23 protein-coding genes are annotated in these 23,556 nt (G+C 66.7%); 1 reads left to right on the top strand and 22 read right to left on the bottom strand.

What is annotated here, in order from left to right; all coding sequences use genetic code 11:
• Window positions 1-53: 53 nt before the first annotated feature.
• Window positions 54-680 (top strand): TetR/AcrR family transcriptional regulator, encoded by a 627-nt coding sequence (locus tag AC5Y7E_RS09950; protein WP_499921953.1) that lies wholly within the window; start codon window positions 54-56, stop codon window positions 678-680.
• A 57-nt stretch (window positions 681-737) separates the two neighbouring features.
• On the opposite strand, the gene nuoN is transcribed toward AC5Y7E_RS09950, so the two are convergent.
• From nuoN to AC5Y7E_RS09840, 22 genes are all read right to left on the bottom strand, one after another.
• A complete protein-coding gene (gene nuoN / locus AC5Y7E_RS09945) occupies window positions 738-2,327 on the bottom strand; it encodes an NADH-quinone oxidoreductase subunit NuoN (protein ID WP_499948749.1) in 1,590 nt (529 codons plus the stop codon).
• A complete protein-coding gene (locus AC5Y7E_RS09940) occupies window positions 2,324-3,946 on the bottom strand; it encodes an NADH-quinone oxidoreductase subunit M (RefSeq protein ID WP_499948748.1) in 1,623 nt (540 codons plus the stop codon). The genes nuoN and AC5Y7E_RS09940 overlap by 4 nt, the downstream gene beginning before the upstream one ends.
• Before the next feature lie 49 nt (window positions 3,947-3,995).
• The gene (gene nuoL / locus AC5Y7E_RS09935) at window positions 3,996-5,882 is read right to left on the bottom strand and encodes an NADH-quinone oxidoreductase subunit L (protein WP_499948747.1); all 1,887 of its coding nucleotides are present in this window, start codon (window positions 5,880-5,882) and stop codon (window positions 3,996-3,998) included.
• 10 nt (window positions 5,883-5,892) lie between these two features.
• Window positions 5,893-6,192, bottom strand: coding sequence for an NADH-quinone oxidoreductase subunit NuoK (gene nuoK / locus AC5Y7E_RS09930; protein WP_007772892.1), 300 nt, complete (start codon window positions 6,190-6,192; stop codon window positions 5,893-5,895).
• Window positions 6,189-6,977 carry an NADH-quinone oxidoreductase subunit J gene (locus AC5Y7E_RS09925; protein ID WP_499920195.1) on the bottom strand — a complete coding sequence of 263 codons (789 nt, stop codon included), beginning with the start codon at window positions 6,975-6,977 and terminating at the stop codon, window positions 6,189-6,191. Before AC5Y7E_RS09925 ends, nuoK begins: the two co-directional genes overlap by 4 nt.
• A gap of 26 nt (window positions 6,978-7,003) precedes the next feature.
• Window positions 7,004-7,549 carry an NADH-quinone oxidoreductase subunit NuoI gene (gene nuoI, locus AC5Y7E_RS09920; RefSeq protein WP_499948745.1) on the bottom strand — a complete coding sequence of 182 codons (546 nt, stop codon included), beginning with the start codon at window positions 7,547-7,549 and terminating at the stop codon, window positions 7,004-7,006.
• On the bottom strand, window positions 7,542-8,813 hold the full coding sequence (gene nuoH / locus AC5Y7E_RS09915) for an NADH-quinone oxidoreductase subunit NuoH (protein ID WP_499948743.1): 1,272 nt from the start codon (window positions 8,811-8,813) through the stop codon (window positions 7,542-7,544). The genes nuoI and nuoH overlap by 8 nt, the downstream gene beginning before the upstream one ends.
• Window positions 8,810-11,224, bottom strand: coding sequence for an NADH-quinone oxidoreductase subunit G (locus AC5Y7E_RS09910; RefSeq protein ID WP_499948741.1), 2,415 nt, complete (start codon window positions 11,222-11,224; stop codon window positions 8,810-8,812). The genes nuoH and AC5Y7E_RS09910 overlap by 4 nt, the downstream gene beginning before the upstream one ends.
• Window positions 11,225-11,230: 6 nt before the next feature.
• Complete coding sequence (gene nuoF / locus AC5Y7E_RS09905; RefSeq protein WP_499948740.1) at window positions 11,231-12,577, bottom strand: NADH-quinone oxidoreductase subunit NuoF; 1,347 nt, start codon at window positions 12,575-12,577, stop codon at window positions 11,231-11,233.
• Window positions 12,577-13,332, bottom strand: coding sequence for an NADH-quinone oxidoreductase subunit NuoE (gene nuoE, locus AC5Y7E_RS09900; RefSeq protein ID WP_499948738.1), 756 nt, complete (start codon window positions 13,330-13,332; stop codon window positions 12,577-12,579). The genes nuoF and nuoE overlap by 1 nt, the downstream gene beginning before the upstream one ends.
• A complete protein-coding gene (gene nuoD / locus AC5Y7E_RS09895) occupies window positions 13,329-14,654 on the bottom strand; it encodes an NADH dehydrogenase (quinone) subunit D (RefSeq protein ID WP_499919860.1) in 1,326 nt (441 codons plus the stop codon). The genes nuoE and nuoD overlap by 4 nt, the downstream gene beginning before the upstream one ends.
• Window positions 14,654-15,361, bottom strand: a complete 708-nt coding sequence (locus AC5Y7E_RS09890; protein WP_499948736.1) for an NADH-quinone oxidoreductase subunit C — start codon at window positions 15,359-15,361, stop codon at window positions 14,654-14,656. Before AC5Y7E_RS09890 ends, nuoD begins: the two co-directional genes overlap by 1 nt.
• Window positions 15,358-15,912 carry a NuoB/complex I 20 kDa subunit family protein gene (locus AC5Y7E_RS09885; RefSeq protein WP_067126301.1) on the bottom strand — a complete coding sequence of 185 codons (555 nt, stop codon included), beginning with the start codon at window positions 15,910-15,912 and terminating at the stop codon, window positions 15,358-15,360. The genes AC5Y7E_RS09890 and AC5Y7E_RS09885 overlap by 4 nt, the downstream gene beginning before the upstream one ends.
• Window positions 15,913-15,920: 8 nt before the next feature.
• Window positions 15,921-16,298 (bottom strand): NADH-quinone oxidoreductase subunit A, encoded by a 378-nt coding sequence (locus AC5Y7E_RS09880; protein ID WP_007772880.1) that lies wholly within the window; start codon window positions 16,296-16,298, stop codon window positions 15,921-15,923.
• Window positions 16,299-16,735: 437 nt separating this feature from the next.
• A complete protein-coding gene (locus tag AC5Y7E_RS09875; RefSeq protein WP_499919862.1) occupies window positions 16,736-17,137 on the bottom strand; it encodes an Rv3143 family two-component system response regulator in 402 nt (133 codons plus the stop codon).
• A 54-nt stretch (window positions 17,138-17,191) separates the two neighbouring features.
• Entirely contained in the window at window positions 17,192-17,728 is a 537-nt protein-coding gene (locus AC5Y7E_RS09870) for a YceI family protein (RefSeq protein ID WP_499948735.1), read from the bottom strand.
• A 33-nt stretch (window positions 17,729-17,761) separates the two neighbouring features.
• Window positions 17,762-18,163 carry a nuclear transport factor 2 family protein gene (locus AC5Y7E_RS09865; RefSeq protein WP_499948733.1) on the bottom strand — a complete coding sequence of 134 codons (402 nt, stop codon included), beginning with the start codon at window positions 18,161-18,163 and terminating at the stop codon, window positions 17,762-17,764.
• Between the two features lie 25 nt (window positions 18,164-18,188).
• Window positions 18,189-19,571, bottom strand: a complete 1,383-nt coding sequence (locus AC5Y7E_RS09860; RefSeq protein ID WP_499948843.1) for a phosphotransferase family protein — start codon at window positions 19,569-19,571, stop codon at window positions 18,189-18,191.
• The gene (locus AC5Y7E_RS09855; protein ID WP_499948730.1) at window positions 19,571-20,809 is read right to left on the bottom strand and encodes an acyl-CoA dehydrogenase family protein; all 1,239 of its coding nucleotides are present in this window, start codon (window positions 20,807-20,809) and stop codon (window positions 19,571-19,573) included. The genes AC5Y7E_RS09860 and AC5Y7E_RS09855 overlap by 1 nt, the downstream gene beginning before the upstream one ends.
• 24 nt (window positions 20,810-20,833) lie before the next feature.
• Window positions 20,834-21,457 carry a TetR/AcrR family transcriptional regulator gene (locus tag AC5Y7E_RS09850; protein ID WP_499948729.1) on the bottom strand — a complete coding sequence of 208 codons (624 nt, stop codon included), beginning with the start codon at window positions 21,455-21,457 and terminating at the stop codon, window positions 20,834-20,836.
• Window positions 21,457-22,341: a hydroxymethylglutaryl-CoA lyase gene (locus AC5Y7E_RS09845; protein ID WP_499948842.1), complete on the bottom strand. Its 885-nt coding sequence runs from the start codon at window positions 22,339-22,341 to the stop codon at window positions 21,457-21,459. Before AC5Y7E_RS09845 ends, AC5Y7E_RS09850 begins: the two co-directional genes overlap by 1 nt.
• Window positions 22,342-22,346: 5 nt before the next feature.
• The gene (locus AC5Y7E_RS09840) at window positions 22,347-23,552 is read right to left on the bottom strand and encodes a CaiB/BaiF CoA transferase family protein (protein WP_499948840.1); all 1,206 of its coding nucleotides are present in this window, start codon (window positions 23,550-23,552) and stop codon (window positions 22,347-22,349) included.
• Window positions 23,553-23,556 lie beyond the last annotated feature (4 nt).

Here is a 23,556-nt window from a genome sequence, read left to right as displayed (position 1 = left end):
GTCCTCGACTATACAGCTGTGTATTTTATTGTCCAGACGTGTAGTCTGTGGCGATGACCACGACGGATCCTGCCGATCTCACTGCCCGCGCCCGTATCAGGCATGCAGCGCTGCGCGAGTTCGGCGAAAAAGGATACGAAAGGGCGACTATCCGCAGCATCGCCGCGGCGGCAGGGGTGTCGTCCGGGCTGCTGCGGCACCACTTCGGTTCCAAGCAGGAGCTTCGTCAAGCGTGCGACGATTACCTTGTCAAAACCATGCGCGACCTCAACGCCCAGGTGCAGGACAACGCCAAACACGGTGACGTGCACTATGTTTCAGCCCGCATTCCTCTTGGACAATACCAGGACTACATCACCCGTGCCCTGGTCGAGGGCGGAGCCGGTGAGCTGTTCGACGCACTGGTGTCGATGACCGAGGAATGGCTTGCCTCGGCCGATGAACATCGTGCCGAGCCCGCCGATGTCGACGCCAAGTCGCGTGCCACGCTCATCACCGCAATGGCTCTTGCGGTGCCGTTGCTCCACGATCACATATCGCGCGGCTTGGGCGTGGACATCAACGCCGCGGAGGGCGATCTGCGGGTCGCGGCCACCTTGGTCGACATCTATTCAAATCCGCTGCTGACGCCCGAACAGGCCAAGTCTGCGCGCGACGACCTCGCGCGCAGAACTGGGTAGCAGGCGAGCACCTGCAGCCGTCAGTGAGAACACAGTTCTAGGAATTCGGCCGGCGCGTCAGTGCAGCAGCTCGGCGGCCTGGTCGGCGAGATCGAGCAGCGGCTGCGGGAAGATGCCCAGTGCCACCGTGATCGCGGCACACACCGCGATGGCGGCCTTGCTCAAGATGCCCGGCGCGACCACGTGCGGTGTATCCTCGGTCGCCTCGGTGAAGAACATCGACACGATCACCCGCACGTAGAAGTACGCGGCGACCCCGCTGGCGACCACACCGACGATCACCAGGGGCACCGCACCGCCCTGCGCGGCCGCCTTGAAGACCGCCAGCTTGCTGACGAACCCACTCGTCAGCGGGATGCCGGCGAACGCCAACAAGAACATCGAAAACATCACGCCCACAATGGGTGAGCGCTGCCCCAGCCCCGCCCAGTGCGAGAGGGTGGCGTCCTCGACTCCGTCGGCGTCGCGGATCAGGCCGACGATCGCGAACGCGCCGACGGTGCTGAAGCTGTAAGCCAGCAGATAGAACAACGTGGAAGACAGGCCCGTGTGGTTGTCGGCGACGACGCCGGTGAGGATGAATCCGACATGGGCGACCGACGAATAGGCCAGCAGGCGTTTGACGTCGGTCTGGTTCACCGCGGTGATGGTGCCGACTGCCATGGTCAGGATCGAGATGGCCCACAGCACCGGGCGCCACTGATCGTGCAGCGGCGGCAGTGCCACATAGATAACCCGAAGCAGCGCACCGAAAGCCGCGACCTTCGTGGCCGCCGCCATGAACCCGGTGATCGGCGTCGGCGCGCCCTGGTACACGTCGGGAATCCACGAATGGAACGGAACGGCACCGACTTTGAACAGCAGGCCAACCGAGAGCAGTGCGACACCCACCAGCGCCATCGAAGTGTCGCCGTGCGCGGCCAGCGCATCACGGATGCCCGTCAGCAGCAGCGTGCCGGTCGCGCCGTAGAGCAGGGCGACGCCGTAGAGGAAGAACGCCGACGAAAACGCGCCCAGCAGAAAATATTTCATCGCCGCTTCCTGCGAGAGCAGGCGGCGATGACGGGCCAGTCCGCACATCAGGTACAGCGGCAGGGACAACACTTCCAGCGCGACGAACATGGTCAGCAGGTCATTGGATGCGGGGAAGACCATCATGCCGCCGACCGACAGCAGAGCCAGTGGGAACAGCTCCGTCTGGGCGGCCCCGGCCCGCTCTGCCTCGCGCTCGGCGTCGCCGTCGGGCACAGCCGATGCATGTGGCGTGAACGAGTCCAGGCCGCCCGAGCCGGCCCTGCCGACCCCGACGGACACCTTGCTCTCCGCTTTGGGCTGGGCGCGCTCGGCGATGAAGATGACCGCCATCACTGCGACCAGCAGCACCGTGCCCTGCAGATACAGCGTCGGGCGGTCAATGGCCATGGCGCCCAAAACCGCTACCCGGCCCGGGATCTGGACCGAGCGGCTCACGGCGATGACCGCCACGAAGGCGGCGACCAAACCGGCGAGCGAGAGTGCCACCTGCGCGGTGTAGCGAATTCGCCTGGGCAGGAACGCCTCTGCGAGGACGCCCACCACGGCCACGCCGAACACGATAAGCGTCGGGCAGAGCAGGAAGTACTGGATGCTCGGGGTAGGCAGGGTCATCGCGGTCCTTCGGCGGTCCGGTGTGCTTCGGCCGGTCTGGGTGTTCCCACCGGGACGGTCGGCTTGGGGTCATGCTGACCCGTGGTGGTCATGGTGTTCTCGACGGCGGGGTTGATGATGTCGAGCACGGGCTTGGGGTAGATGCCGAGCACCAACAGCAGCGCGATCAGCGGTGCGACCACTATCAATTCGCGCGCGCGCAGGTCGCCGATCTTCTCGTTGCCGCTGACGACCGGCCCGGTCATCACGCGCTGGTACAGCCACAACATGTAGACCGCCGAGAGCACCAGCGCGGTGACCCCGAACGCGGCGGCCAGCCAGTAGCGGTTGAAAGTGCCCAGCAGCACCAGGAATTCGCTGATGAACGGCGCCAGGCCCGGCAGTGACAGGGTGGCCATGGCCGAGACCAGGAAGGTGCCCGCCAATACCGGCGCCACCTTCTGCACGCCACCGTAGTCGGCGATCGCCCGGCTGCCGTGCCGCGATATCAGGAATCCGGCGATCAGGAAGACCGCGGCCGTGGACAGGCCGTGGTTGAGCATGTACAGCGTCGACCCGCTCTGCCCCTGGCTGGTCATCACGAAGATGCCCAGAATGATGAATCCGAAGTGCGAGATCGACGTGTAGGCGATCAGCCGCATGATGTCGGTCTGGCCGATGGCGACGATTGCGCCGTATACCACCCCGATGACCGCCAGCACGACGATCAGTGGGCGGAAATACGTTGAGGCGCCGGGGAACAGCTGGAGGCAGTACCGCAGCATGCCGAAGGTGCCGACCTTGTCCATCACCGCCATCATCAGCACCGCCGTGGCAGGGGTGGCCTCGACCGCGGCGTCGGGCAGCCAACGGTGGAACGGCCACAGCGGGGCCTTGATCGCGAACGCGAACATGAAGCCCAAGAACAGCGCCTTGAACACCGCGGAGTCCGCGCCGTAACGACCGGAGGCGACGCCGGCCACGATCTCGCGGAAGTCGAACGTGCCCGAACCGTGTTGCGAGGTCACCACATACAGCCCGATCACCGCGGCCAGCATGATCAGGCCGCCGAACAGGTTGTACAACAAGAACTTCACGGCGGCACGCGACCTGCCGGGGCCGCCGCCGAAGCCGCCGATGAGGAAGTACATCGGGATGAGCATGGCCTCGAAGAAGACGTAGAACAGCAACACGTCCAGGGCGACGACCGAGATCAGCACCATCGACTCGATGGCCAGCGTCAAGGCGATGTAGGCCTGCACCTTTCGTGACGATCGCGCGCTCGGCGAAGCCGAGCGCGCGGGGTCGTCAGCGTCGTCCCCGTCGTTCCAGCCGGCCACCTGCAGCACCGGAATCAGCACCGCAGTCAGCAGCACCAGCACCACCGCGATGCCGTCGACACCCAGGGTGTAGCCGGCGCCGAACGCAGGGATCCACTGATGCTTTTCGACGAATTGGTAAGGCGCGCCACCGGTCTTGAACCCGACCGTGACGACGATGGCCGCCGCCAGGGTCAGGATGCCGAAGACCAGACCGGTCCACTTGGCGAGCTGTCGAAGTCCGGGCGGCATCAGGATGATCAGCACGGAGCCGGCCAGCGGCACCAGCCACAGCACGCTCAGCCATGGAACGCTATTCACCAGCGCCGCTCCCTTTCATCGCCTGCCACCGGATCGTCGCCGGCACGAATCACCACAGCCGCACCGCCAGGATGAGCGCGACCACCAGCACCGCGCCCGTCAGCATCGACAATGCGTAGTTGCGGGCGAAGCCGGTTTGCAACCCCCGCAGCCGATTTGACGTCGAGCTGACCAGCGCGGCCAGCGCGTTGACCGAGCCGTCGACACCCGCGTTGTCGACGTCGACGAGCGCGCGAGTCAGTTGCGCGCCGGGGCGCATGAAGACCTCCTCGTTGAAGGCGTCGCCGTAGAAGTCGCTGCGTACCGCCGTCGTCAACGCCGACACCGACAGCGGGGCCACCCGCGGGATCGGAATCTTCGCGTACAGCCGATAGGCCACCGCGATGCCGATGATCACGACACCCAGCGCCAGCGCGGAGCTGACCCAGGCCGGGAACGCGTGGGTCACTTCCTCGTGCTTTCCGACGACCGGTTCCAGCCAGCTCTGCAGGGTGCCGCCCACCGCCAGCAGGCCACCGGAGAACACCGAGCCGACGGCGAGCAGGATCATCGGCCACGTCATCAGGGCCGGCGCCTCATGTGGATGGGCGCCTGGGCCCCAGCGCTTTTTGCCGAAGAAGGTCATCAGCATCACCCGGGTCATGTAGAACGCGGTGACGCCGGCGCCCAATAGCGCGGCGCCACCCAGCAGATAACCCTGGGTGCCACCGGCGGCCAGCGCCGCCTCGATGATGGCGTCTTTGGAGAAGTAGCCAGCGAAGGGCGGCACGCCGATGATCGCGAGATAGCCCAGCCCGAACGTGACGAACGTAATGGGCAGCGCCGCACGCAAACCGCCGTAGCGGCGCATGTCCTGTTCCTCGTGCATCGCGTGAATCACCGCGCCGGAGCCGAGGAACAAACCGGCCTTGAAGAAACCGTGGGTGAGCAGGTGCATGATCGCGAAGGCGTAGCCGGCCGGGCCCAGGCCGGCCGCCAGCACCATGTAGCCGATCTGGCTCATCGTCGACGCGGCCAGCGCCCGCTTGATGTCGTCCTTGGCGCAGCCGATGAAAGCTCCGAGCAGCAGCGTGACCGCGCCCACGATGACCACGGCCAGCCGCGCGTCCGGGGACAGGTTGTACAGCGGGTTGGACCGCACGATCAGATACACACCGGCGGTCACCATGGTGGCGGCGTGGATCAGCGCCGACACCGGGGTGGGACCCTCCATGGCGTCACCCAGCCACGCCTGCAGCGGGACTTGGGCGGATTTGGCGCAGGCGCCCAGCAGCAACAGCAGCCCCATGGCGGTCAGCGCGCCGTGATTGGCGGCCGGTGCGGCGGCGAACACGCCGGCATAGGACAGCGTGCCGAAAGTGCTGAACATCAAGAACATTCCGAGGGCCAGCCCGGCGTCGCCGACCCGGTTCATCACGAACGCCTTCTTGGCCGCGGTGGCCGCCGTCGGCTTGTGGTACCAGAATCCGATCAGCAGGTAGGAGGCCAGGCCCACGCCCTCCCAGCCGACGTAGAGCACCACGTAGTTGTCGGCGACGACCAGCAGCAGCATCGATGCCAGGAACAGGTTGAGGTAACCGAAAAACCTTCGACGGTCTACGTCTTCAGCCATATAGGCGACCGAATAGATGTGGATCAGTGATCCGACCCCCGAGATCAGCAGCACGAAACACACCGACAGCTGGTCGATCTGCAGCCCGAGGTCCACTTGGAGCTGGCCGACGGGGATCCAGCTGAACACCTTCTGGTGGATGACGCGGTCGTCGGCGGCGCGGCCGAGCAGTTCGCTGAGCAGGCTCAGGCCCACCCCGAACGCCGCGAGGGCGGTGGCGCAGCCCAGCCAATGCCCCCACCGGTCGGTGCGTCGCCCGCCGAACAGCAGGATCGCGGCGCCGGCCAATGGCAGCGCCACCAGCAACCAGGTGTATTGAGTCATGTTGGCGTCGTCAGCCTTTGAGTAGGTTCGCGTCGTCGACGGATGCCGATTTGCGGGTACGGAAGATGGTCATGATGATCGCCAGGCCGATGACCACCTCGCAGGCGGCGACCACCATCGTGAAGAACGCGATCATCTGCCCGTCCAGATGCCCGTGCATCCGCGCGAACGTCACGAAGGCGAGGTTGACCGCGTTGAGCATCAGCTCGACGCACATGAACATGACGATGGCGTTGCGGCGCAACAACACACCGGAGGCCCCGATGGTGAACAGCAGTGCCGAAAGGTACAGGTAATTAGCCGGATTCATGACGTACCGCCTTGGGAGAGAGTCGGGCTCGGCTCGGTGGACGGGGTCCGCTTGCCGTCGGCGCCGCGACTCCGCAGCAGCGGCGACACCGAAAGCTTCGAGTACGAGCCGTCCGGCAGCAATGCGGCCACGTCGACGGCGTTGTGGCGTGCGTATACACCCGGGTTGGGCATCGGGGTGGGGTGCCCGCCCGCCTGGAATCGCTCCTGGGAGAGCTCGCGCTGTGTCTTGCGGCGCTCGAAGCGCTCGCGGTGTGCCAGCACCATCGCACCGACGGCCGCGGTGATCAGCAGCGCGCTGGTCAGCTCGAACGCCCACAGGTAGCGCGAAAAGATCAGTGCCGCCAGCCCTTCCACGTTGCCGTTGGCGTTGGCGGTGGTGAGTCCGGCGAATCCGCCGGTGCTCAGGTTGCCGATGGCGGCGATCAGCAGAATGCCGAACCCCATGCCCGCCGCCACCGCGGCGATCCGCTGACCGCGCAGCGTCTCCTTGAGCGATTCCGCCGAGTCCACCCCGATGAGCATCAGCACGAACAAGAACAGCATCATCACGGCGCCGGTGTAGACCACCACTTGAACCACGCCCAAGAACAGCGCGTCCTGAATCATGTAGAAGACCGCCAGGATGATCATGGTCATCGCCAGGAACATCGCCGAGTACACGGCGTTGACGGCGGTGACCACCCCGATCGCGCCGAGCACCGCCAGGACGCCGAGCACCCAGAAGGCGACCGCCTCGCCGGTGGACGTGCGGACGATGGTGTCCGGCGCGAAATTCGACGCCACGACGACGGCGTGGTCGGCCAATCCGGTCACCGGGATTCTCCGGCCTGCTGGGTTTCCCGCAACCCGTGCGCGGTCACATTGCCCTGGTAGTAATCCTTGTCGGTGGCGCCGGCGGTCCTGGGGTGCGGCGGCGCGAGCATGTCTTGCAGCAGTGGCGCCAGGAGCCGGTCCTTCTCGTAGATGAGGTCCGCACGGTTGTCGTCGGCCATCTCGTAGTCATTGGTCATGGTCAGCGCCCGGGTGGGGCACGCCTCGACGCACAGTCCGCAGCCGATGCACCGCAGATAGTTGATCTGGTAGACCCGGCCGTAACGTTCCCCGGGCGAATACCGGAGTTCCTCGGTGTTGTCCGCTCCCTCGACATAGATGGCGTCGGCCGGGCATGCCCAGGCGCACAATTCGCACCCAATGCATTTCTCCAGACCGTCCGGGTAGCGGTTGAGCTGGTGACGGCCGTGGTAGCGCGGCATGACGGGGCCCGGCTTCTCCGGATACTCCTCGGTGACGTTCTTTTTGAACATCGATCCGAACGTCACGCCGAATCCGGCAACGGCGTCCAAGAATTTAGCCACGTGCTTCCTCCTTGCTCGCCGCCGCCAGGGACTTCATCGGCAGCGGCGGTGTCGGGAATACCGGGGTGGGGCGTTCCGCGGCCGGCAGCTTCTTCGCCTCGCGGCGCATCTGTTTCTCCAGCGCGCGAATGCCCGGTGCGCTGAACGGCTTTCGCAGCAACAGCACCAGCGCGGTGGCGAACACGACGCTGCTCGCCACCAGGACCGGGGTCCAGTGCTGGAAGCCCTGGTTGCGCAGCGTGCGAATGACGGCGGCGATCAGCACCCAGACCAGCGAGGCCGGGATCAGCAGCTTCCAGCCCAGCCCCATGAACTGGTCGTAGCGCAGCCGGGGCAGCGAGGCCCGCAGCCAGAAGTAGATGAACAGGAAGGTCCACATCTTCGCGGTGAACCACAGCACCGGCCACCAGCCGGTGTTGGCGCCCGCCCACATGTTCAGCGGCCACGGCGCGTGCCACCCACCGAAGAACAACACAGTGGCCAGCGACGACACCGTCATCATGTTGACGTACTCGGCCAGCATGAACATCGCGAACTTCAGCGACGAGTACTCGGTGTGGAATCCCGCGACCAGCTCACCCTCGGCCTCGGGCAAATCGAAAGGCGCACGGTTGGTTTCGCCGACCATCGAGATCAGGTAGATCACGAACGAGGGCAGCAGCAGGAACACGTACCAGACCCGGTCCTGGGCTGCGACGATCTGCGACGTCGACATCGAGCCGGCGTAGAGGAAGACCGCCGCGAAGGAAAGCCCCATCGCCACTTCGTAGGAAATCACCTGGGCCGTGGAGCGCACCCCGCCCAGCAGCGGGTAGGTGGACCCGGAAGCCCAGCCGCCCAGCACGATTCCGTACACGCCGATCGCCGACAGCCCCAGGATGAACAGCACCGCCACCGGCAGGTCGGTCAGCTGCAGCGGTGTGCGGTGCCCGAACACCGACACGACCGGACCGAACGGGATGAACGCGAACGCGGTGAAGGCCGGGATCGTGGAGATGACCGGCGCCGCGAAGTAGACGAACTTGTCGACGCCGCCCGGGGTGATGGTTTCCTTGAGCGCCAACTTGATTCCGTCGGCCAGGCTCTGCAACGCACCCCACGGTCCGACCCGGTTGGGCCCGGGTCGCAGCTGCATCCAGCCGAGGATCTTGCGTTCGAGCAGAATCGCCACCAGCACGTTCAACATGAGGAACGCGAAGATCGCCAGCGCCTTACCGAGCACCAACCACCAGGTGTCGTGCCCGAACGCGGTGAACGCTGTCATGAGCCGACTCCGATCTTGACTGTGCTACCGACCGATACGCCGAGTTGGCGGTGCACCGCCGAACCGGGTGAGTTCACCGGAAGCCACACCACCCGGTCGGGCATGTCGGTGATCACCAGCGGCAGGCTGATGGATCCGTGCGAGGTGCTGACGGTGACGGCGTCGCCCTCGGCAGCGCCGATCTCGGCCGCCGTATCGGCGGACAGCCGGGCGACGGATGCGCGCGCGGTTCCCGCCAGATGCGGCTCGCCGTCTTGTAAACGGCCGTTGTCCAACAGCATTCGCCACCCCGCCAACACCGCCTCGCCCGCCGCGGGTTGGGCCGCCTCGGCGGCCGCGACGTCCGGGCTCGCGGCGCGCTTGCCGTCCCACCCCCGCAGCGCGGCCAGTTCTTCGCGGGCGCTGGCGGCGGTGGACATGCCCAGGTACACGCCCATTTCGTCGGCAAGCGTGTCGAGCACCTGGTGGTCGGATTGGCTGGCGTCCTGAGTGGTGCGCAGCGCGGCCTCGAACGGCCGGAAGCGGCCCTCCCAGTTGACGAATGCGCCGGCCTTCTGCGTCGTCGACGCGACCGGGAACACGACGTCCGCGCGTTCGGTGACCGCGCTGTGCCGCAACTCCAAGCTGACCACGAAGCCGACGCCGTCCAGCGCCGCCAGCACCGCTTGGGGGTCGGCGAAGTCGTTGGGCTCGACACCGCCTACGAGCAGGGCCCCCAGCGTGCCGTCGGCGGCGGCGGCGACGATTGCGTCGGCGTCACGTCCACTGCCGGAGGGCAATTCGGAGACGTGCCATGCCTGGGCGATTTGCGCCCGGGCGGTGTCGTCGTCGACCGGCCGGCCACCGGGCAGCAGCCCCGGCAGCGCACCGGCTTCCAGGGCGCCCCGCTCGCCTGCGCGACGCGGCACCCAGGCCAGGCGGGCGCCGGTGGTGTCGGCGAGCCGGGCCGCGGCCGACAGTGCGCCCGGCGCCGTGGCCAGCCGTTCGCCGACCATGATGACCGCCCCCGCGGTGGAGAGCAACTCGCCCACCTCGCCGCTGGCCAACCCGTCCAGTGCCGAAGCTTCGGCGCCGGGAACGGTTTTGATCAGCCGCCCGGACATCTTGGTCAGCGCGCGGGTGGCGAAAGGCGCGATGGCGTAGACCGGCAGCCCGTGCTTGCGGGCCGCCTTGCGCAACCGCAGGAAGACGATGGGCGACTCGTCTTCGGGCTCGAATCCGGCCAGCACGACGACCGGCGCCCGCTCCAGATCGGCGTAGCTGACGGAAATCGGTTGGCCGGCGATCCGGGCGGCCAGGAAGTCGGCCTCCTCGGCCGAGCTCGGACGCGCGCGAAAGTCGATGTCGTTGCTGTCCAACACGATTCGCGTGAACTTGGAGTAGGCGTAGGCGTCCTCCAAGGTCGCCCGGCCGCCGACCAGGACGCCCGTGCGGCCACGCGCCGCTTCGAGGCCCTTCGTCGCGACGGCGATCGCGTGCGACCACGACGCCGGTTGCAGCGAGCCGTCGGCGTCGCGGATCAGCGGAGTGGTGAGCACGTCGGCCTGGGCCGCGTAGGTGAACGCCCACCGGCCCTTGTCGCAGTTCCACTCCTCGTTGACTTCGGGGTCGTCGCCGGCCAACCGGCGCAGCACCTTTCCGCGGCGGTGGTCGGTGCGCTGCGCGCATCCGGAAGCGCAGTGCTCGCAGACGCTTGGGCTGGAGACCAAGTCGAACGGACGGGCCCGGAACCGGTACGACGATCCGGTCAGCGCGCCCACCGGGCAGATTTGCACGGTGTTGCCCGAGAAGTAGGAGTCGAAGGGTTCGTTCGCGTAGATGCCGACCTGCTGCAGGGCGCCTCGTTCCTGCATGTCGATGAAGATGTCGCCGGCGATCTGCTCAGAGAACCGGGTGCAGCGCGCGCACAGGATGCAGCGCTCCCGGTCCAGCAGGACCTGCGACGAGATGTTGATCGGCTTGGCGAACGTGCGCTTGACGTCGGTGAAGCGAGAATCGGCGCGGCCGTTGGACATTGCCTGGTTCTGCAGGGGGCACTCGCCGCCCTTGTCGCACATCGGGCAGTCCAGCGGGTGGTTGATGAGCAGCAACTCCATCACACCGTGCTGCGCCTTGTCCGCGGCCTCGGAGGTGAGCTGGGTGCGTACCACCATGTCGTCGGTGGCGACGGTGGTGCACGACGCCATCGGCTTGCGCTGACCTTCGACCTCGACCAGGCACTGCCGGCACGCGCCGACCGGTTCCAGCAGCGGGTGGTCGCAGAACCGAGGGATCTGAATGCCCATCAGTTCGGCGGCCCGGATCACCAGAGTTCCCTTGGGAACGCTGATCTCGTTGCCGTCGATGGTCAGCGTCACCATTTCCGGCGGACGCACCTCGTCGCCGGTTTCGGTTTTGGCCGCGCTAGTCATCGAGTCCTAACCTTTCGCGCCGTCGCGCTCCGCCGTCAGCATGGAGTCTCGTGGATCGAAGGGGCACCCGCCGCCCTCGACGTGCGCGACGTATTCGTCGCGGAAGAACTTGATCGACGACATCACCGGGCTGGCGGCCCCATCGCCCAAGGCGCAGAACGACTTCCCCAGGATGGTATCGGAGATGTCCAACAGCTTTTGGATGTCTTCGTCGGTACCCTTGCCGGTTTCCAGCCGCTCGTAGATCTGGTCCAGCCAGAAGGTGCCCTCGCGGCACGGCGTGCATTTGCCGCACGATTCGTGCTTATAGAAGTAGGTCCAGCGCCGCACGGCACGCACCACGCAGGTGGTCTCGTCGAAGATCTCCAGCGCCTTCGTGCCCAGCATCGAGCCGACGCCGCCGACACCCTCGTAGTCCAGCGGCACATCGAGGTGCTCGTCGGTCAGCAGCGGGGTGGACGACCCGCCGGGTGTCCAGAACTTGAGCCGATGCCCGGCCCGCACGCCGCCGGCGTAGGCGAGTAACTCCCGCAACGTGATTCCCAGCGGGGCCTCGTACTGACCGGGCCGGGCGACATGGCCGGACAGCGAATACAGCGTGAAGCCCGGGGATTTCTCGCTGCCCATCGAGCGGAACCAGTCCACGCCGTTGCCGATGATCGACGGCACGCTCGCAATGGTCTCGACATTGTTGATCACCGTCGGGCAGCCGTAGAGTCCGGCCACGGCCGGGAACGGCGGGCGCAGCCGCGGCTGACCGCGGCGGCCTTCCAGCGAATCCAGCAGCGCGGTTTCCTCGCCGCAGATATAGGCGCCGGCACCCGCGTGCACCACCAGCTCCAAATCGAAGCCCGAGCCGTTGATGTCACGGCCCAGGTAGCCGGCGGCGTAGGCCTCGGCCACCGCGTTCTGCAGGCGGCGCAGGACCGGCAGCACCTCCCCGCGCACATAGATGAACGCATGACTGGCCCGGATCGCGTACGAGGCGATGATGACGCCCTCGACGAGGACGTGGGGCGTCGCCAGCATCAGCGGAATGTCTTTGCACGTACCGGGTTCGGACTCGTCGGCGTTGACCACCAGGTAATGGGGTTTGGCGGCCGCGCCGGTGTCGCCCTGCGGGATGAACGACCACTTCGTCCCCGTCGAGAATCCCGCGCCGCCGCGCCCGCGCAGCCCGGAGTCCTTCACCATCCCGATCACCGCGTCGGGCTCCATCGCCAGCGCCTTCTTCATCGCCTCGTAGCCGCCGTGGCGGTGGTAGGTCTCGAGGGTCCAGGATTCGGGATCGTCCCAGAACCGGCTGATGACCGGAGTCAGCGGCGTCGCCTGATTGTCAGAAGTCGTTGTCATTACTGGCCTTCCGGCGCGCTGGGCGCCTCCATGCCGAGTTCCTGGGCGACCTTCAGGCCGGCCAGGGTGGCCGCGCCGGCGCCGCCCTGGCCCTGGTCGGGGCGTTCGTCGGGCAGGCCGGCCAGGATGCGCGATGTCTCGCGGAAGACGCACAGCGGGGCGCCACGAGTGGGTGACTTCGGCTCACCGGAACGCAGCGAGTCGACGAGTTCGCGCGCCGACTCCGGCGTTTGGTTGTCGTAGAACTCCCAGTTCACCATCACCACGGGCGCGTAGTCGCAGGCGGCGTTGCACTCGATGTGCTGCAGCGTGACCGAGCCGTCGGCAGTGGTCTCGTCGTTGCCGACGCCCAGATGTTCCTTCAGGGCATCGAAGATGGCATCGCCACCCATGATGGCGCACAACGTGTTTGTGCAGACACCCACCAGGTATTCGCCGGTGGGGCCGCGCCGATACATGGTGTAAAAGCTCGCAACCGCGGACACCTCTGCCCCGGTGAGCCCCAGCTGCTCACCGCAGAAATCCAGGCCCGCGGGTGTGAGATAGGAATCCTGGGCTTGCACCAAGTGCAGCAACGGCAACAGCGCCGAACGCTTGTCGGGGTAGCGGCCCATGATCTCTTTGGCGTCGACCTCCAGCCGGGCCCGCACCTCGGGCGGATACGTCTTGGGCGCGCCCTCGACGACGAACGCGTTGGGCTCCTCGGGCGGTGGGCCGAGCCGGATGAAGACCGGCTGCCCCTGCGGCCCGGTCATCGGTCCACCCCGCCCATCACCGGGTCGATGCTGGCGACCGCGGTGATCAGGTCGGCGACCATTCCACCTTCGCACATCGCCGCGACCGCCTGCAGATTGGTGAACGAGGGGTCTCGGTAGTGCACTCGGTAGGGCCGCGTGCCGCCGTCGCTGACCATGTGCACGCCCAGCTCCCCGCGCGGCGATTCGACCGCCGTGTAGACCTGGCCTGCCGGGACCCTGATGCCCTCGGTGACCAGTTTGAAATGGTGAATCAACGCCTCCATGGAGCCGCCCATGATCTTGGCGATGTGTTCCGGCGAGTTGCCCAAGCCGTCGGGCCCCACCTTCAGGTCGGCCGGCCAGGCGATCTTGCGGTCCTCGACCATGGTCGGGCCGGGCTTCAGCTTGTCCAGACACTGCTCGACGATCTTGATCGACTCCCACATCTCGTTGACGCGAATCATGTAGCGCCCGTAAGCATCACACGTGTCTTCGGTGATTACGTCGAATTCGTAGTTTTCGTATCCGCAGTACGGTTCGCTCTTGCGCAGATCGTGGGGCAGTCCGGTGGCGCGCAGGATGGGGCCGGTGATGCCCAACGCCATGCAACCGGTCAGATCCAGATATCCGACGTCCTGGGTGCGGGCCTTCCAGATGGCGTTCTCGTTGAGCAGACCGCCCATGTCGCGCAGCACCTGCCTGAGTTCCTTGAGACCTTCGACGATCTCGGCTTCCGCGTTGGGCGGCAAGTCCTGCGCCACACCCCCGGGGCGGACGTAGGCGCTGTTCATTCGCAGGCCGGTGATCGATTCGAACAGGGTCAGGACGATCTCGCGTCCCCGGAATCCGACGAACATCGGCGTCATGGCGCCCAGTTCCATGCCGCCGGTGGCCAATGCCACCAGATGCGACGAGATCCGGTTGAGCTCCATCATCATCACGCGGATGACGTTGACCCGCTCCGGAATCTGATCGGTGATACCGAGCAGCTTCTCCACACCCAGGCAGTAGGCCGTCTCGTTGAAAAACGGTGCGAGATAATCCATTCGGGTCACGAACGTGACACCCTGGGTCCAGTAGCGGTATTCGAGGTTCTTTTCGATGCCGGTGTGCAAATAGCCGATGCCGCACCGGGCGTCGGTGACCGTCTCGCCCTCGATCTCCAGGATCAGCCGCAACACCCCGTGCGTGGAGGGATGCTGGGGCCCCATGTTGACGATGATGCGTTCGCCGGGATCGACAGCGCGGGCGGCTTCGACGACCTTGTCCCAGTCCTGGCCGCCGGCGACCACGAAGGTCTCGCCGGCGCCGTCGTGCGTCGCTTCGGTGGTAGTGCTCATCAGTTGTACGCTCTCCGCTCGTCGGGCGGGGGTATCTGCGCGCCTTTGTATTCGACGGGAATCCCACCGAGGGGGTAGTCCTTGCGCTGGGGATGCCCGTGCCAGTCGTCCGGCATCTCGATGCGGGTCAGCGACGGGTGCCCGTCGAAGATGATGCCGAAGAAGTCGTAGGTCTCCCGCTCGTGCCAGTCGGTGGTCGGATAAATCCCGAACAGCGAGGGAATGTGCGGATCACCGTCGGGCGCAGACACTTCCAGGCGGACGCGGCGATTGTGCGTGATCGACTGCAACGGATATACCGCGTGAAGTTCGCGTCCCGTCTCGTGCGGGTAGTGCACCCCGCTGACGCCCAGGCACATCTCGAAGCGCAGTCGCGGGTCGTCGCGCAGCCGGTGGGCGACCTGCTCCAGCGCTTCGCGCCGGACGTGCAGGGTCAGTTCGTCGCGGTACACCACCACTTTTTCGATGGCCTCGGTGAATTCGACGTTGTCCTCGCTCAGCGCGGCGGCCAATGTGTCGACCACCTCGTCGAAGTAGCCGCCGTACGGTCGTGGGCTGCTGCCCGGGAGCAGGACTTCGCGCACCAGCCGCCCGTATCCGGACGTGTCACCGGAGCCCTTGACGCCGAACATGCCGCGGCGCACGTCGATGACTTCTTCGTCGGTGCGGCTGAGTGCTTCTTTGGGGTCTTGGTCAGGTGAGCTCATCGCAGCAGTCCGCGCATCTCGATCGTGGGCCGGGCCGACAGCGCCGCCTGCTCGGCTTCGGCGATGGCGGTTTCGCGGTTGACGCCCAGCGGCATCTCCTGAATCTTCTCGTGCAGCTTCAGGATTGCGTACAGCAGCATTTCGGGTCGCGGCGGGCAGCCGGGCAGGTAGATGTCCACGGGAACCACGTGATCGACGCCCTGCACCACCGCGTAGTTGTTGAACATCCCGCCGGATGATGCGCACACGCCCATGGCCAGCACCCATTTCGGCTCGGCCATCTGGTCGTAGATCTGGCGTAGCACCGGAGCCATCTTCTGGCTGACCCGCCCGGCGACGATCATCAGGTCGGCCTGCCGGGGCGTTGCCGAGAATCGCTCCATGCCGAACCGGGCGAGGTCGAATCTTGGCCCGGCCGTTGCCATCATCTCGATGGCGCAGCAGGCCAACCCGAATGTCGCCGGCCACAGTGAGTTCTTGCGGACGTAGCCCGCGACCTTCTCGACAGTGGACAGCAGAATCCCGCCGGGCAGCTGTTCCTCAAGACCCACGTCCTACCTCAATCCCACGTCAGGCCGCCGCGGCGCCACACGTAGGCGTAGGCCACGAAAACCGTCAGCATGAAAATCACCATTTCGACCAGAGCGAAGGTGCCCAGCGCGTCATAGCTGACGGCCCACGGATACAGGAACACGATTTCGATGTCGAAGACGATGAAGAGCATCGCGGTGAGGTAGTACTTCACCGGAAAGCGCTGCCCGGCCGTCGCATGCGGGCCGCTCACCGACGTCTCGGTGGGTTCGATTCCACACTCGTACGCCGACATCTTCGACTTGTTGAAACGTGACGGGCCGGCCAGGCTCGCGATCGCCACCGAGCCCACGGCAAAGGCAGTGGCAATGGCGCCTAGCACCAGGATGGGTATGTAGACGTTCAACTCGCTCCATGATCCGTCGTACGAGCCGCCTGCAGCGGCCAGGCGGTAACCGGGCTGCTGTGACGAACCGGGCCGCAGGCCCGTCACAGTGATTTACAACATAGCGGCGCGGGCCGCAGCGCGCTTGCCCGGGGTACGCGTTTCCAGCATCGGCGGCGCAGCGTCGCGCTGTGCCGCGCAAACTCGATAGCCGTTGCAACCAACGCTCGCCGGCGCACTCGAGCTGCCGCACCGGCTGCTCGGTCAACACCAGCAAAGGCGCCGCTGCGCCGATCGCTGCGGCGGTCAAGATCAACGGCGTCGCCAGCGCGGATGGCCCGTCGTCAGCAACGTCGCACCGGCGACGGTCGGCTGGTCGATTGGGGCCGGTATGTCAGCACTGCCGCCTTGAACGGGCGGAAGTGAACGCCCGCGGCAAAGACGCGGCGTCGACTAAATCAGCGAACCGGGGCCCGCAGCAGGTTCAATACCGTGCGGCCCAGCAGGATGGGGTCGATGGGATGCGGCACCGCGCCCTCGGCGCGCGACCAGGAGGCCAGCCACGCGTCGTCGGGCCGCCCGGTCAGCACCACCACGGGTGGGCAGGTCTCGAGTTCGTCTTTGAGCTGCTTCGCGATTCCCATGCCGCCGGTCGGGGTGGCCTCGCCGTCCAGGATGGCCAAGTCGATGCCGCCCTTGTCCATCGTCGCAATCACCATGGGCCCGGTAGCCACCTCGACATAGCTCAGCTCGGGCAGATCGGGGTGTAGTTGCTTGCCCAGCGCCCGCATCACCCGTTCGCGGGTTTGCACATTGCTGCTGTAGACGAGGATCCGCAGGGCGACGGTGGAGTCGGACACGGTGCAGATGCTACTGGTGCCATACCGGGTTCAGCGGGGTGCCCGCAGAAATGTTCATTGCGATACCCGCACGAAGATGGCATCCGCCGCGACAGTCGCCGTCGAGCTCATCATGCCGGCCCGGTTCCAACCCAGGCCGAACCGGTTCCGATCGAGCTTCGTTTCGCCGGTGATTCGGATCGAGCCGTCGTCGAGCTCGGAGATCGTGACGGGCAGGGGGATCTCCGCGGTGACGCCCTTGATCGTGAAGGTGGTGTGAAGGTCGGCGGACTTGCCCTTCGTCGGGTGCACGGCGGTGACGACGACCCTGATCTCCTTGAAGCGTTCGACGTCGAAGAAGTCGGCCGAGCGCAGGTGCTTGTCGCGACGGCCGATGCCGGTGTTGAGCGAAGCCGCCGGGATGTCCACGCGGCCGAAAACCGCTCCCTGGCCGCTCAGTTCGCCCTCGCCGGCGAAGTCGGTGAAGCGGCCTTTGACGTTCACCAGGCCCCACATGTTCCTGATCTTGAACGTGATGGCCGAGCGATCCGGGGCCAACTTCCACACGCCGGCCATGTCGGGATCGTGAAGCAGTGTCTCCAACGTCGTCATCGTCACCCCCAATGTGTCGTGGCGAATGTAGCGCTAGTTCATCAGCGGCGCGATCCCGGCGGGATCGAAGTATTCATCGATCCGCTCGATCAGGCCGTCCGCGCCCACCCGGATCACGATGCAGACCCGCAGCGAGATCGACTGCCCGGCATGTCCGGTGGCGTGCAGGATGTGCTGCTGAACGAAGCCGCGGGCGGATCCGTCATCGAAGAGCTGCCGGTCCAGGATCTCGTAGCGACGTTGCGTGGTCACGCCGATGAACCAGTCGATGACCCGCATCGCGCGGGTCTTGTCGTCGTCGCGCCGCGAGCCGACCCGCCACACCGCGATGTCGTCGCTCCACATCGCGTCAACCGCGGCGACATCGCTTCGCTCGATCGCCGTGAACAGCCGATTGGCCGCATCGAGGACCGTCTCGGTGCTGGAAGCGGGCATGTCTGGCTCCTATCTGATCGCCGAGCTATTCGCTGTCGTATCCGGGGTGGGCGACGGCCAGCCGGCGTCGCACCAGGATGCGCAGGCAGGCGGTGACCTGCTCCGCTCGCCCGTCCATGTCGCCGGCCCGGATCGCGGCGGCCAGCTGTTCCTCGTCGGCGAAACCCATGGCGGCCAGCGCCGCGCGGGACTCCGCCTCGCTGTCGTCGAGGAGCTCACGCTCGACGATGCGCAGCGCGTTCGCCGCGACCCGGGCGTGGAAGTTGACCTGCCCTTCGGTCGCACCGCGCACGTCGTTTTCGAGGAATTCGGCGACCGCGGCAACGAGTTCGGCGGCCAGCGGGCGGCCGTATGCGCCTTTCACGGGGCCGCCCGGCCCCGATTGCCCGCCTCCTCCTCGCGCCGCCGCGCGGCGCGCATCGTCGGCGGGCGCGAGTAGGTTGAGCAGGTCCCACTCCGTTTCGCAGACGCGACGTCCGATGGTGGCCAGCTCGACCGAGCGGTTATGCCCGCTCAGGTGCCGTTCGGCCTGGAAGCGGCAGATGACACCCCAGCGCAAGGTGGACAGCACCAGCCACCAGTGAAACGCCACTCGGTCGACCGTAGTCGCGCTGGCCTGCTCGTAGGCTCGCAGGAAGCTTTCGATGCTGCCCAGGCCGCCGGCGCCGAGGCCGGCCGGTGCGCCGAATCGCCAGGCGCGGATGCAGAACCACGCCAGGTCTTCGTACGCCTGTCCGACGTGCACCAGCTCCCAGTCCAGCACCGCGGCCAGGTTGGATCCGTCGACGATGAGGTTGCCCATCCGAAAGTCCCCGTGTACCAACACCGTCGGCAATGGTTTTGGACGGTGGGCGGCCAGCCAGCGGAACCCCCATTCGAATGTTGCGGTGGTGTCGCCCATGTCGTCGAGGCGTTGACGCCATTCGTCGAGTTGGTCTTCGTGGGTCAGGTCCGGAATGCCTGTGTCGGCGCGGTGAATGGCGGCCACCGCCTGCGCGCACTGCTGCAGCAGGCGCGCGCGGGCCGGGTGTCCGCCGGCGGCGTCGAGCTGACGCTGGATGCGCCGCACGATGGTCTCGCCCTTGATCTCGTCACAGATCAAGTACGGGTTACCCAGTGCGGCAGGGGAATTGTCGGCGATCAGCACGTGGGGGACCGGCGCCCCGGCGGCAGCCGCGGCGGCCTGCGTCCTGGCTTCCAGCTCCATGCCGGCGTGTACATCGTCGGGTGGGCCGGTGCGCAGGATCAGTGCGCGACGCTGCGCGTCGGTGACGGCCTCGAATGCCCAGGTGGTTCGGCTGGCGCCACCGGTCAACGCGCGTAGGTTCTCGACGGCGGTGTCGGCGCCGAGGGTCCCGGTGAGCACGGTGGCCAGTCTGGCGCCCAGTTCCGCCGAGTCGGTGTCCATCACTTGTTGCCGAATTTGAACAGGCGTTGCGCCACCCGGCGGATCTGAATCTCCTCCGCTCCCTCGGTGATCCGGTAGCGACGGTGATGGCGGTAAATGTGTTCGAACTGCTCGTGGCGGCTGTAGCCGAGGCCGCCGTAGACCTGCATCGCCCGGTCGGCGGCGTCGCAGACCAGCCGGTTGGCGCGGTAGTTCGCCATCGAAACTTTGTCGGAGACCTCCATGTGGTGGTCGCGGTCCAGATGCCAGGCGGCGTACTGCACCAGCAGCCGCACCATCTGTGCTTCCGTCGCCAACTCGGCCAGCGGCCACTGCACGGCCTGATTGACCGACAGCGGCTTGCCGAACACCTTTCGGCCTGCGGCGTATTCCGCGGCGCGGTCGATGCAGTACTGTGCCGCGCCCAGGCTGCTCGCCGCCTGCCGAATCCGGTTCTCGTGCAGGAAGGTTTGCGCGACCTCCAGGCCCTGATCCACCTCGCCGAGCACCGCGTCGGCGGGAATGCGAACGTCGGTCAGCTCGACTTCGCCGTGGTCGGTCGGCATGTTGAAGGTCCACCAGTAGTAGGGGACGTTGAATCCGGGCGAATCGGTCGGCACCAGGAACGCGGTGATGCCCCGCGCGGCTCCCGGTTCGCCGGAGGTGCGTGCGAAGACCAGGTCGTGGGTCGCACGGTGCACTCCGGTGTTGAACCGCTTGGAGCCGTTGATCACCCAGCTGTCACCGTCGCGTTCGGCGTGCGTCTCCAGCCAGGTCGCATCCGATCCGTGCTGCGGCTCGGTCAGGCCGAACGCCATGGACCGTTCCCCGGTGATCAACGCTTCCGACCACTGCTTGCGCTGCTCCTCGGTGCCGAACCGCTCCATCATGATCACCTGCGGGAAGTTCCCGACGATCGACGATTCGTTCTGCAGGTCGTTGTGCAGGCCAAGGCCCTTGTGCGCCAGGTGCTCCCGGATGACGGCCATGTCGACGTTGGTGCCGTCGCGGCCACCGAGTGACGCCGGCAATCCGTAGCGCAGCCAGCCGGCCTTGTCGGCTCGCCTGCGCATCTCGGCGAGCAGATCCTCCCACTCGCGCGTCGGGATGCCGTCGTTCTCCCAGTCGGTGCGCGCGTGCTCGCGACGCTGATCGAAGTACTGCATATTCTCGCGTTCCAGCGGCTTGATCTCGGCCTCGATGAACTCATCCATCTCGGCAAGCAGGCCGGGAAGGTGCTCTGGCAAAGTGAAATCCACGGTCATCTCCTCGCGATTCTCGCGTTACGCACCATAGACAGTCTTCTTCCACACCGTCGATAGCGTGGCGATGGCGTCTTCGTCGCTGATCTCCATGCCGAGACCCGACTGCCCGACGAAGACGGTGGTGAAGTTCTCGAACAGCAGCGCGATGGCCGCCGCCGTGTGTTGCGGGTTGAGCTCGGCGCCATAACCCTGCTCCTGCGCGCGCCGCACCGATGCGGCCACGATGTCCACGCCGAAGCGGCGAAACTCGTTCTGCACGGCCGCGAACCGCTGTTGGGTGGCGGCCAGCTGGGCCACCGCGATCATGATGCCGATGTTCTGCTTGAACATGTTCCAATAGCCGGTGACCACCGAGGTGAAGAACGCGTCGTCGTCGGGCGAGTCCGGCAGGTGCACGCTCAATCCGGACGGCGTCACCACCTCGTGCAGGAACGATTCGGCCAGGGCGGCCAGCAGGTCTTCCTTGTCGTTGAAGTATCGGTAGAAGACCGCCGGCGACTTTCCCGCGGCCGAGGTGATGTCGGCCAGGGTGGTGCCGTGAAAGCCCCGTTCGGCGAACAGCTTCCGGGCGGCCTGCTCGATGGCCTGCCTGGTCTGGCGGCCTTTGGCGGTCAGCTCGCGATTCGCCTCCGGGGCGGACATCAGTTCCGCATCCGGTCACCGGCACGCAGCAGGGCGCTCGGCAGGTCGTGTCCCACCAGCGACTTCGCCACCTCGGCCGCGCCGATGGCGGCCTGCAGGTCGACGTCCACGTCGAAACCGCTGTCGCGCAGCAGGTATACGAGGTCCTCGGTGGCGATGTTGCCGGTGGCGCCGGGGGCGAAGGGGCACCCGCCCAGGCCGCCGACCGAGGCGTCCAGCCGCGTCACCCCGGAGTTGACCGCGGCGTAGGCACTGGCCAGACCCGAGCCTCGGGTGTTGTGGAAATGCCCGCCCAGCGGAAGGTCACCGAGCACCGGACGGAGTTGTGCGACAAGCGAACTCACTCGACCCGGGGTGGTGGTGCCGATGGTGTCGGCGATCGACAGGCGGTCGGCGCCGCGGTCGCGGGCGGCCGCGGCGATCTCGAGCACCCGCTGCGGCGGGGTGGGCCCTTCGAAGGGTGAGTCCCAGGCGGTGGCGATGACGACCTCGACGGTGACGCCGCTGTCGTGCGCGATCGCGACGATCTGGTCGATCTGGTGGGTGGCCTCGGTGCTGGTGCGCCCGACGTTGGCCTTGCTGAAGGTGTCGTCGGCGGCCACCACGTATTCGATGGAGCGCAATCCCGCGGCGACGGCCCGCTTGGCGCCATTCGGGCTGGCCACCAGCGCCGAGAATTCGATGTCGGGGTAGTCATGCAGATGAGCGGCCAGCTCGGCGGCGTCAGCCATCGACGGCACCTTGGTGGGGGAGGCGAACGCGGTGACCTCCACCTCGCGAACGCCGGTTGCCGCCACCGCGGCCAGCAGTTCGAGCTTGCCAGACAACGGGATTGGCGCCTCGATCTGCAGACCGTCGCGCAGGGCCACTTCTCGAATCTCGATGTGTGTCACAGCACCTCCTCGGCGCGCAGCTCTTCGAGCTCCTGGGCGGTCTTGCCCAGCAGCCCGATGTAGACGTCGTCGTTGTGCTGGCCCGGCCGCGCGGGACCGGCATTGCGGACTCGGCCCGGCGATTCCGACAGCACCGGCACGATGCCCGGTCCCAACACGTTGCGCTGCACGCGCTCGTCGTGGTGCTCCACCAGCATGCCGCGCGCCCGCAGCTGCGGGTCGTTGACCACTTCGGCGACCGTGTTGATGGGGCCCGCGATCACCCCTGCGGCGGAGAGGATTTCGATGATCTCGCCGGGCTGGCGTTCCGCGGCCCACGCCCCGATGATGTTGTCGAGTTCGTCTTGATTGCGACCCCGGGCGACGTGTGTGGCGAACCTGTCATCGGTGGCCAGCTCCGGGCGGCCCATCGCCTTGCACAGCCGGGCGAAGACCGTGTCCTGGTTTGCGGCGATCACCACCCAAGAGCCGTCGCCGCTGCGGTAGATGTTGGACGGGGCGATGCCCTCCAGCCGGGTGCCCGAGGGTCCGCGCACCACCCCGCCGGCGTCGTAGTCGGGAATGGTGGATTCCTGTACGGCCAAACACGATTCGGTCAACGCGACGTCGACCACCTGGCCGCGCCCGGTGACGCTGCGTCGGTACAGCGCGGCCAGCGCGCCCTGCGCGCCGAACATGCCGGCCAGGCTGTCACCGAGCGACAGGGCCAGCCGGGGCGGCGGTCCGCCGGGAAACCCGTTGAGGTGCCGCAACCCGCTGGCCGCTTCGGCGACCGAGGCGTAGCCGGCCTTGGTGGCGTCGGGACCGGTCTGCCCGTAGCCGGACACCCGGACCAGGATGATGCCCGGATTGCGTTCGGACAATACGTCGTAGCCCAGGTTCCACTTCTCCAGGGTGCCCGGACGGAAGTTCTCCACCACGATGTCGGATTTCTCGACGAGATCGCAGAACAGTTCGCGGCCGCGGGGATGCCGCAGATCCAGCGTGATCGCCTTCTTGTTCCGCGCGTGCACCGTCCAGAAGACGTGCTGCCCGTCGATTTCGGCTTGACCCCAGGTGCGCAACGGGTCCGGCGCCTTGGGCAATTCCACCTTAATGACGTCGGCGCCCATGTCGCCGAGGAGCCGGCCCGCGAAGGGCCCGGCGATCAGGGTGCCCAGTTCGAGCACCCGAACGCCGTCCAGCGGACCGGCTACATCGATGCGC

It is taken from the genome of Mycobacterium sp. NGS17 (genome assembly GCF_059813205.1).
The sequence above is the reverse complement of the archived record's forward strand: the minus strand, read 5'-3'. Positions and strand labels throughout refer to the sequence as shown.

What these genes read in the sequence shown, in the direction of transcription:
- AC5Y7E_RS09950 (WP_499921953.1), top strand. Translation starts at nt 54, where the DNA reads ATGACCACGACGGATCCTGCCGATCTCACTGCCCGCGCCCGTATCAGG.
- nuoN (WP_499948749.1), bottom strand. Translation starts at nt 2,327, where the DNA reads ATGACCCTGCCTACCCCGAGCATCCAGTACTTCCTGCTCTGCCCGACG.
- nuoL (WP_499948747.1), bottom strand. Translation starts at nt 5,882, where the DNA reads ATGACTCAATACACCTGGTTGCTGGTGGCGCTGCCATTGGCCGGCGCC.
- nuoK (WP_007772892.1), bottom strand. Translation starts at nt 6,192, where the DNA reads ATGAATCCGGCTAATTACCTGTACCTTTCGGCACTGCTGTTCACCATC.
- nuoH (WP_499948743.1), bottom strand. Translation starts at nt 8,813, where the DNA reads ATGACAGCGTTCACCGCGTTCGGGCACGACACCTGGTGGTTGGTGCTC.
- AC5Y7E_RS09910 (WP_499948741.1), bottom strand. Translation starts at nt 11,224, where the DNA reads ATGACTAGCGCGGCCAAAACCGAAACCGGCGACGAGGTGCGTCCGCCG.
- nuoF (WP_499948740.1), bottom strand. Translation starts at nt 12,577, where the DNA reads ATGACAACGACTTCTGACAATCAGGCGACGCCGCTGACTCCGGTCATC.
- nuoE (WP_499948738.1), bottom strand. Translation starts at nt 13,332, where the DNA reads ATGACCGGGCCGCAGGGGCAGCCGGTCTTCATCCGGCTCGGCCCACCG.
- nuoD (WP_499919860.1), bottom strand. Translation starts at nt 14,654, where the DNA reads ATGAGCACTACCACCGAAGCGACGCACGACGGCGCCGGCGAGACCTTC.
- AC5Y7E_RS09890 (WP_499948736.1), bottom strand. Translation starts at nt 15,361, where the DNA reads ATGAGCTCACCTGACCAAGACCCCAAAGAAGCACTCAGCCGCACCGAC.
- AC5Y7E_RS09870 (WP_499948735.1), bottom strand. Translation starts at nt 17,728, where the DNA reads ATGACGACGTTGGAGACACTGCTTCACGATCCCGACATGGCCGGCGTG.
- AC5Y7E_RS09865 (WP_499948733.1), bottom strand. Translation starts at nt 18,163, where the DNA reads ATGCCCGCTTCCAGCACCGAGACGGTCCTCGATGCGGCCAATCGGCTG.
- AC5Y7E_RS09860 (WP_499948843.1), bottom strand. Translation starts at nt 19,571, where the DNA reads ATGGACACCGACTCGGCGGAACTGGGCGCCAGACTGGCCACCGTGCTC.
- AC5Y7E_RS09850 (WP_499948729.1), bottom strand. Translation starts at nt 21,457, where the DNA reads ATGTCCGCCCCGGAGGCGAATCGCGAGCTGACCGCCAAAGGCCGCCAG.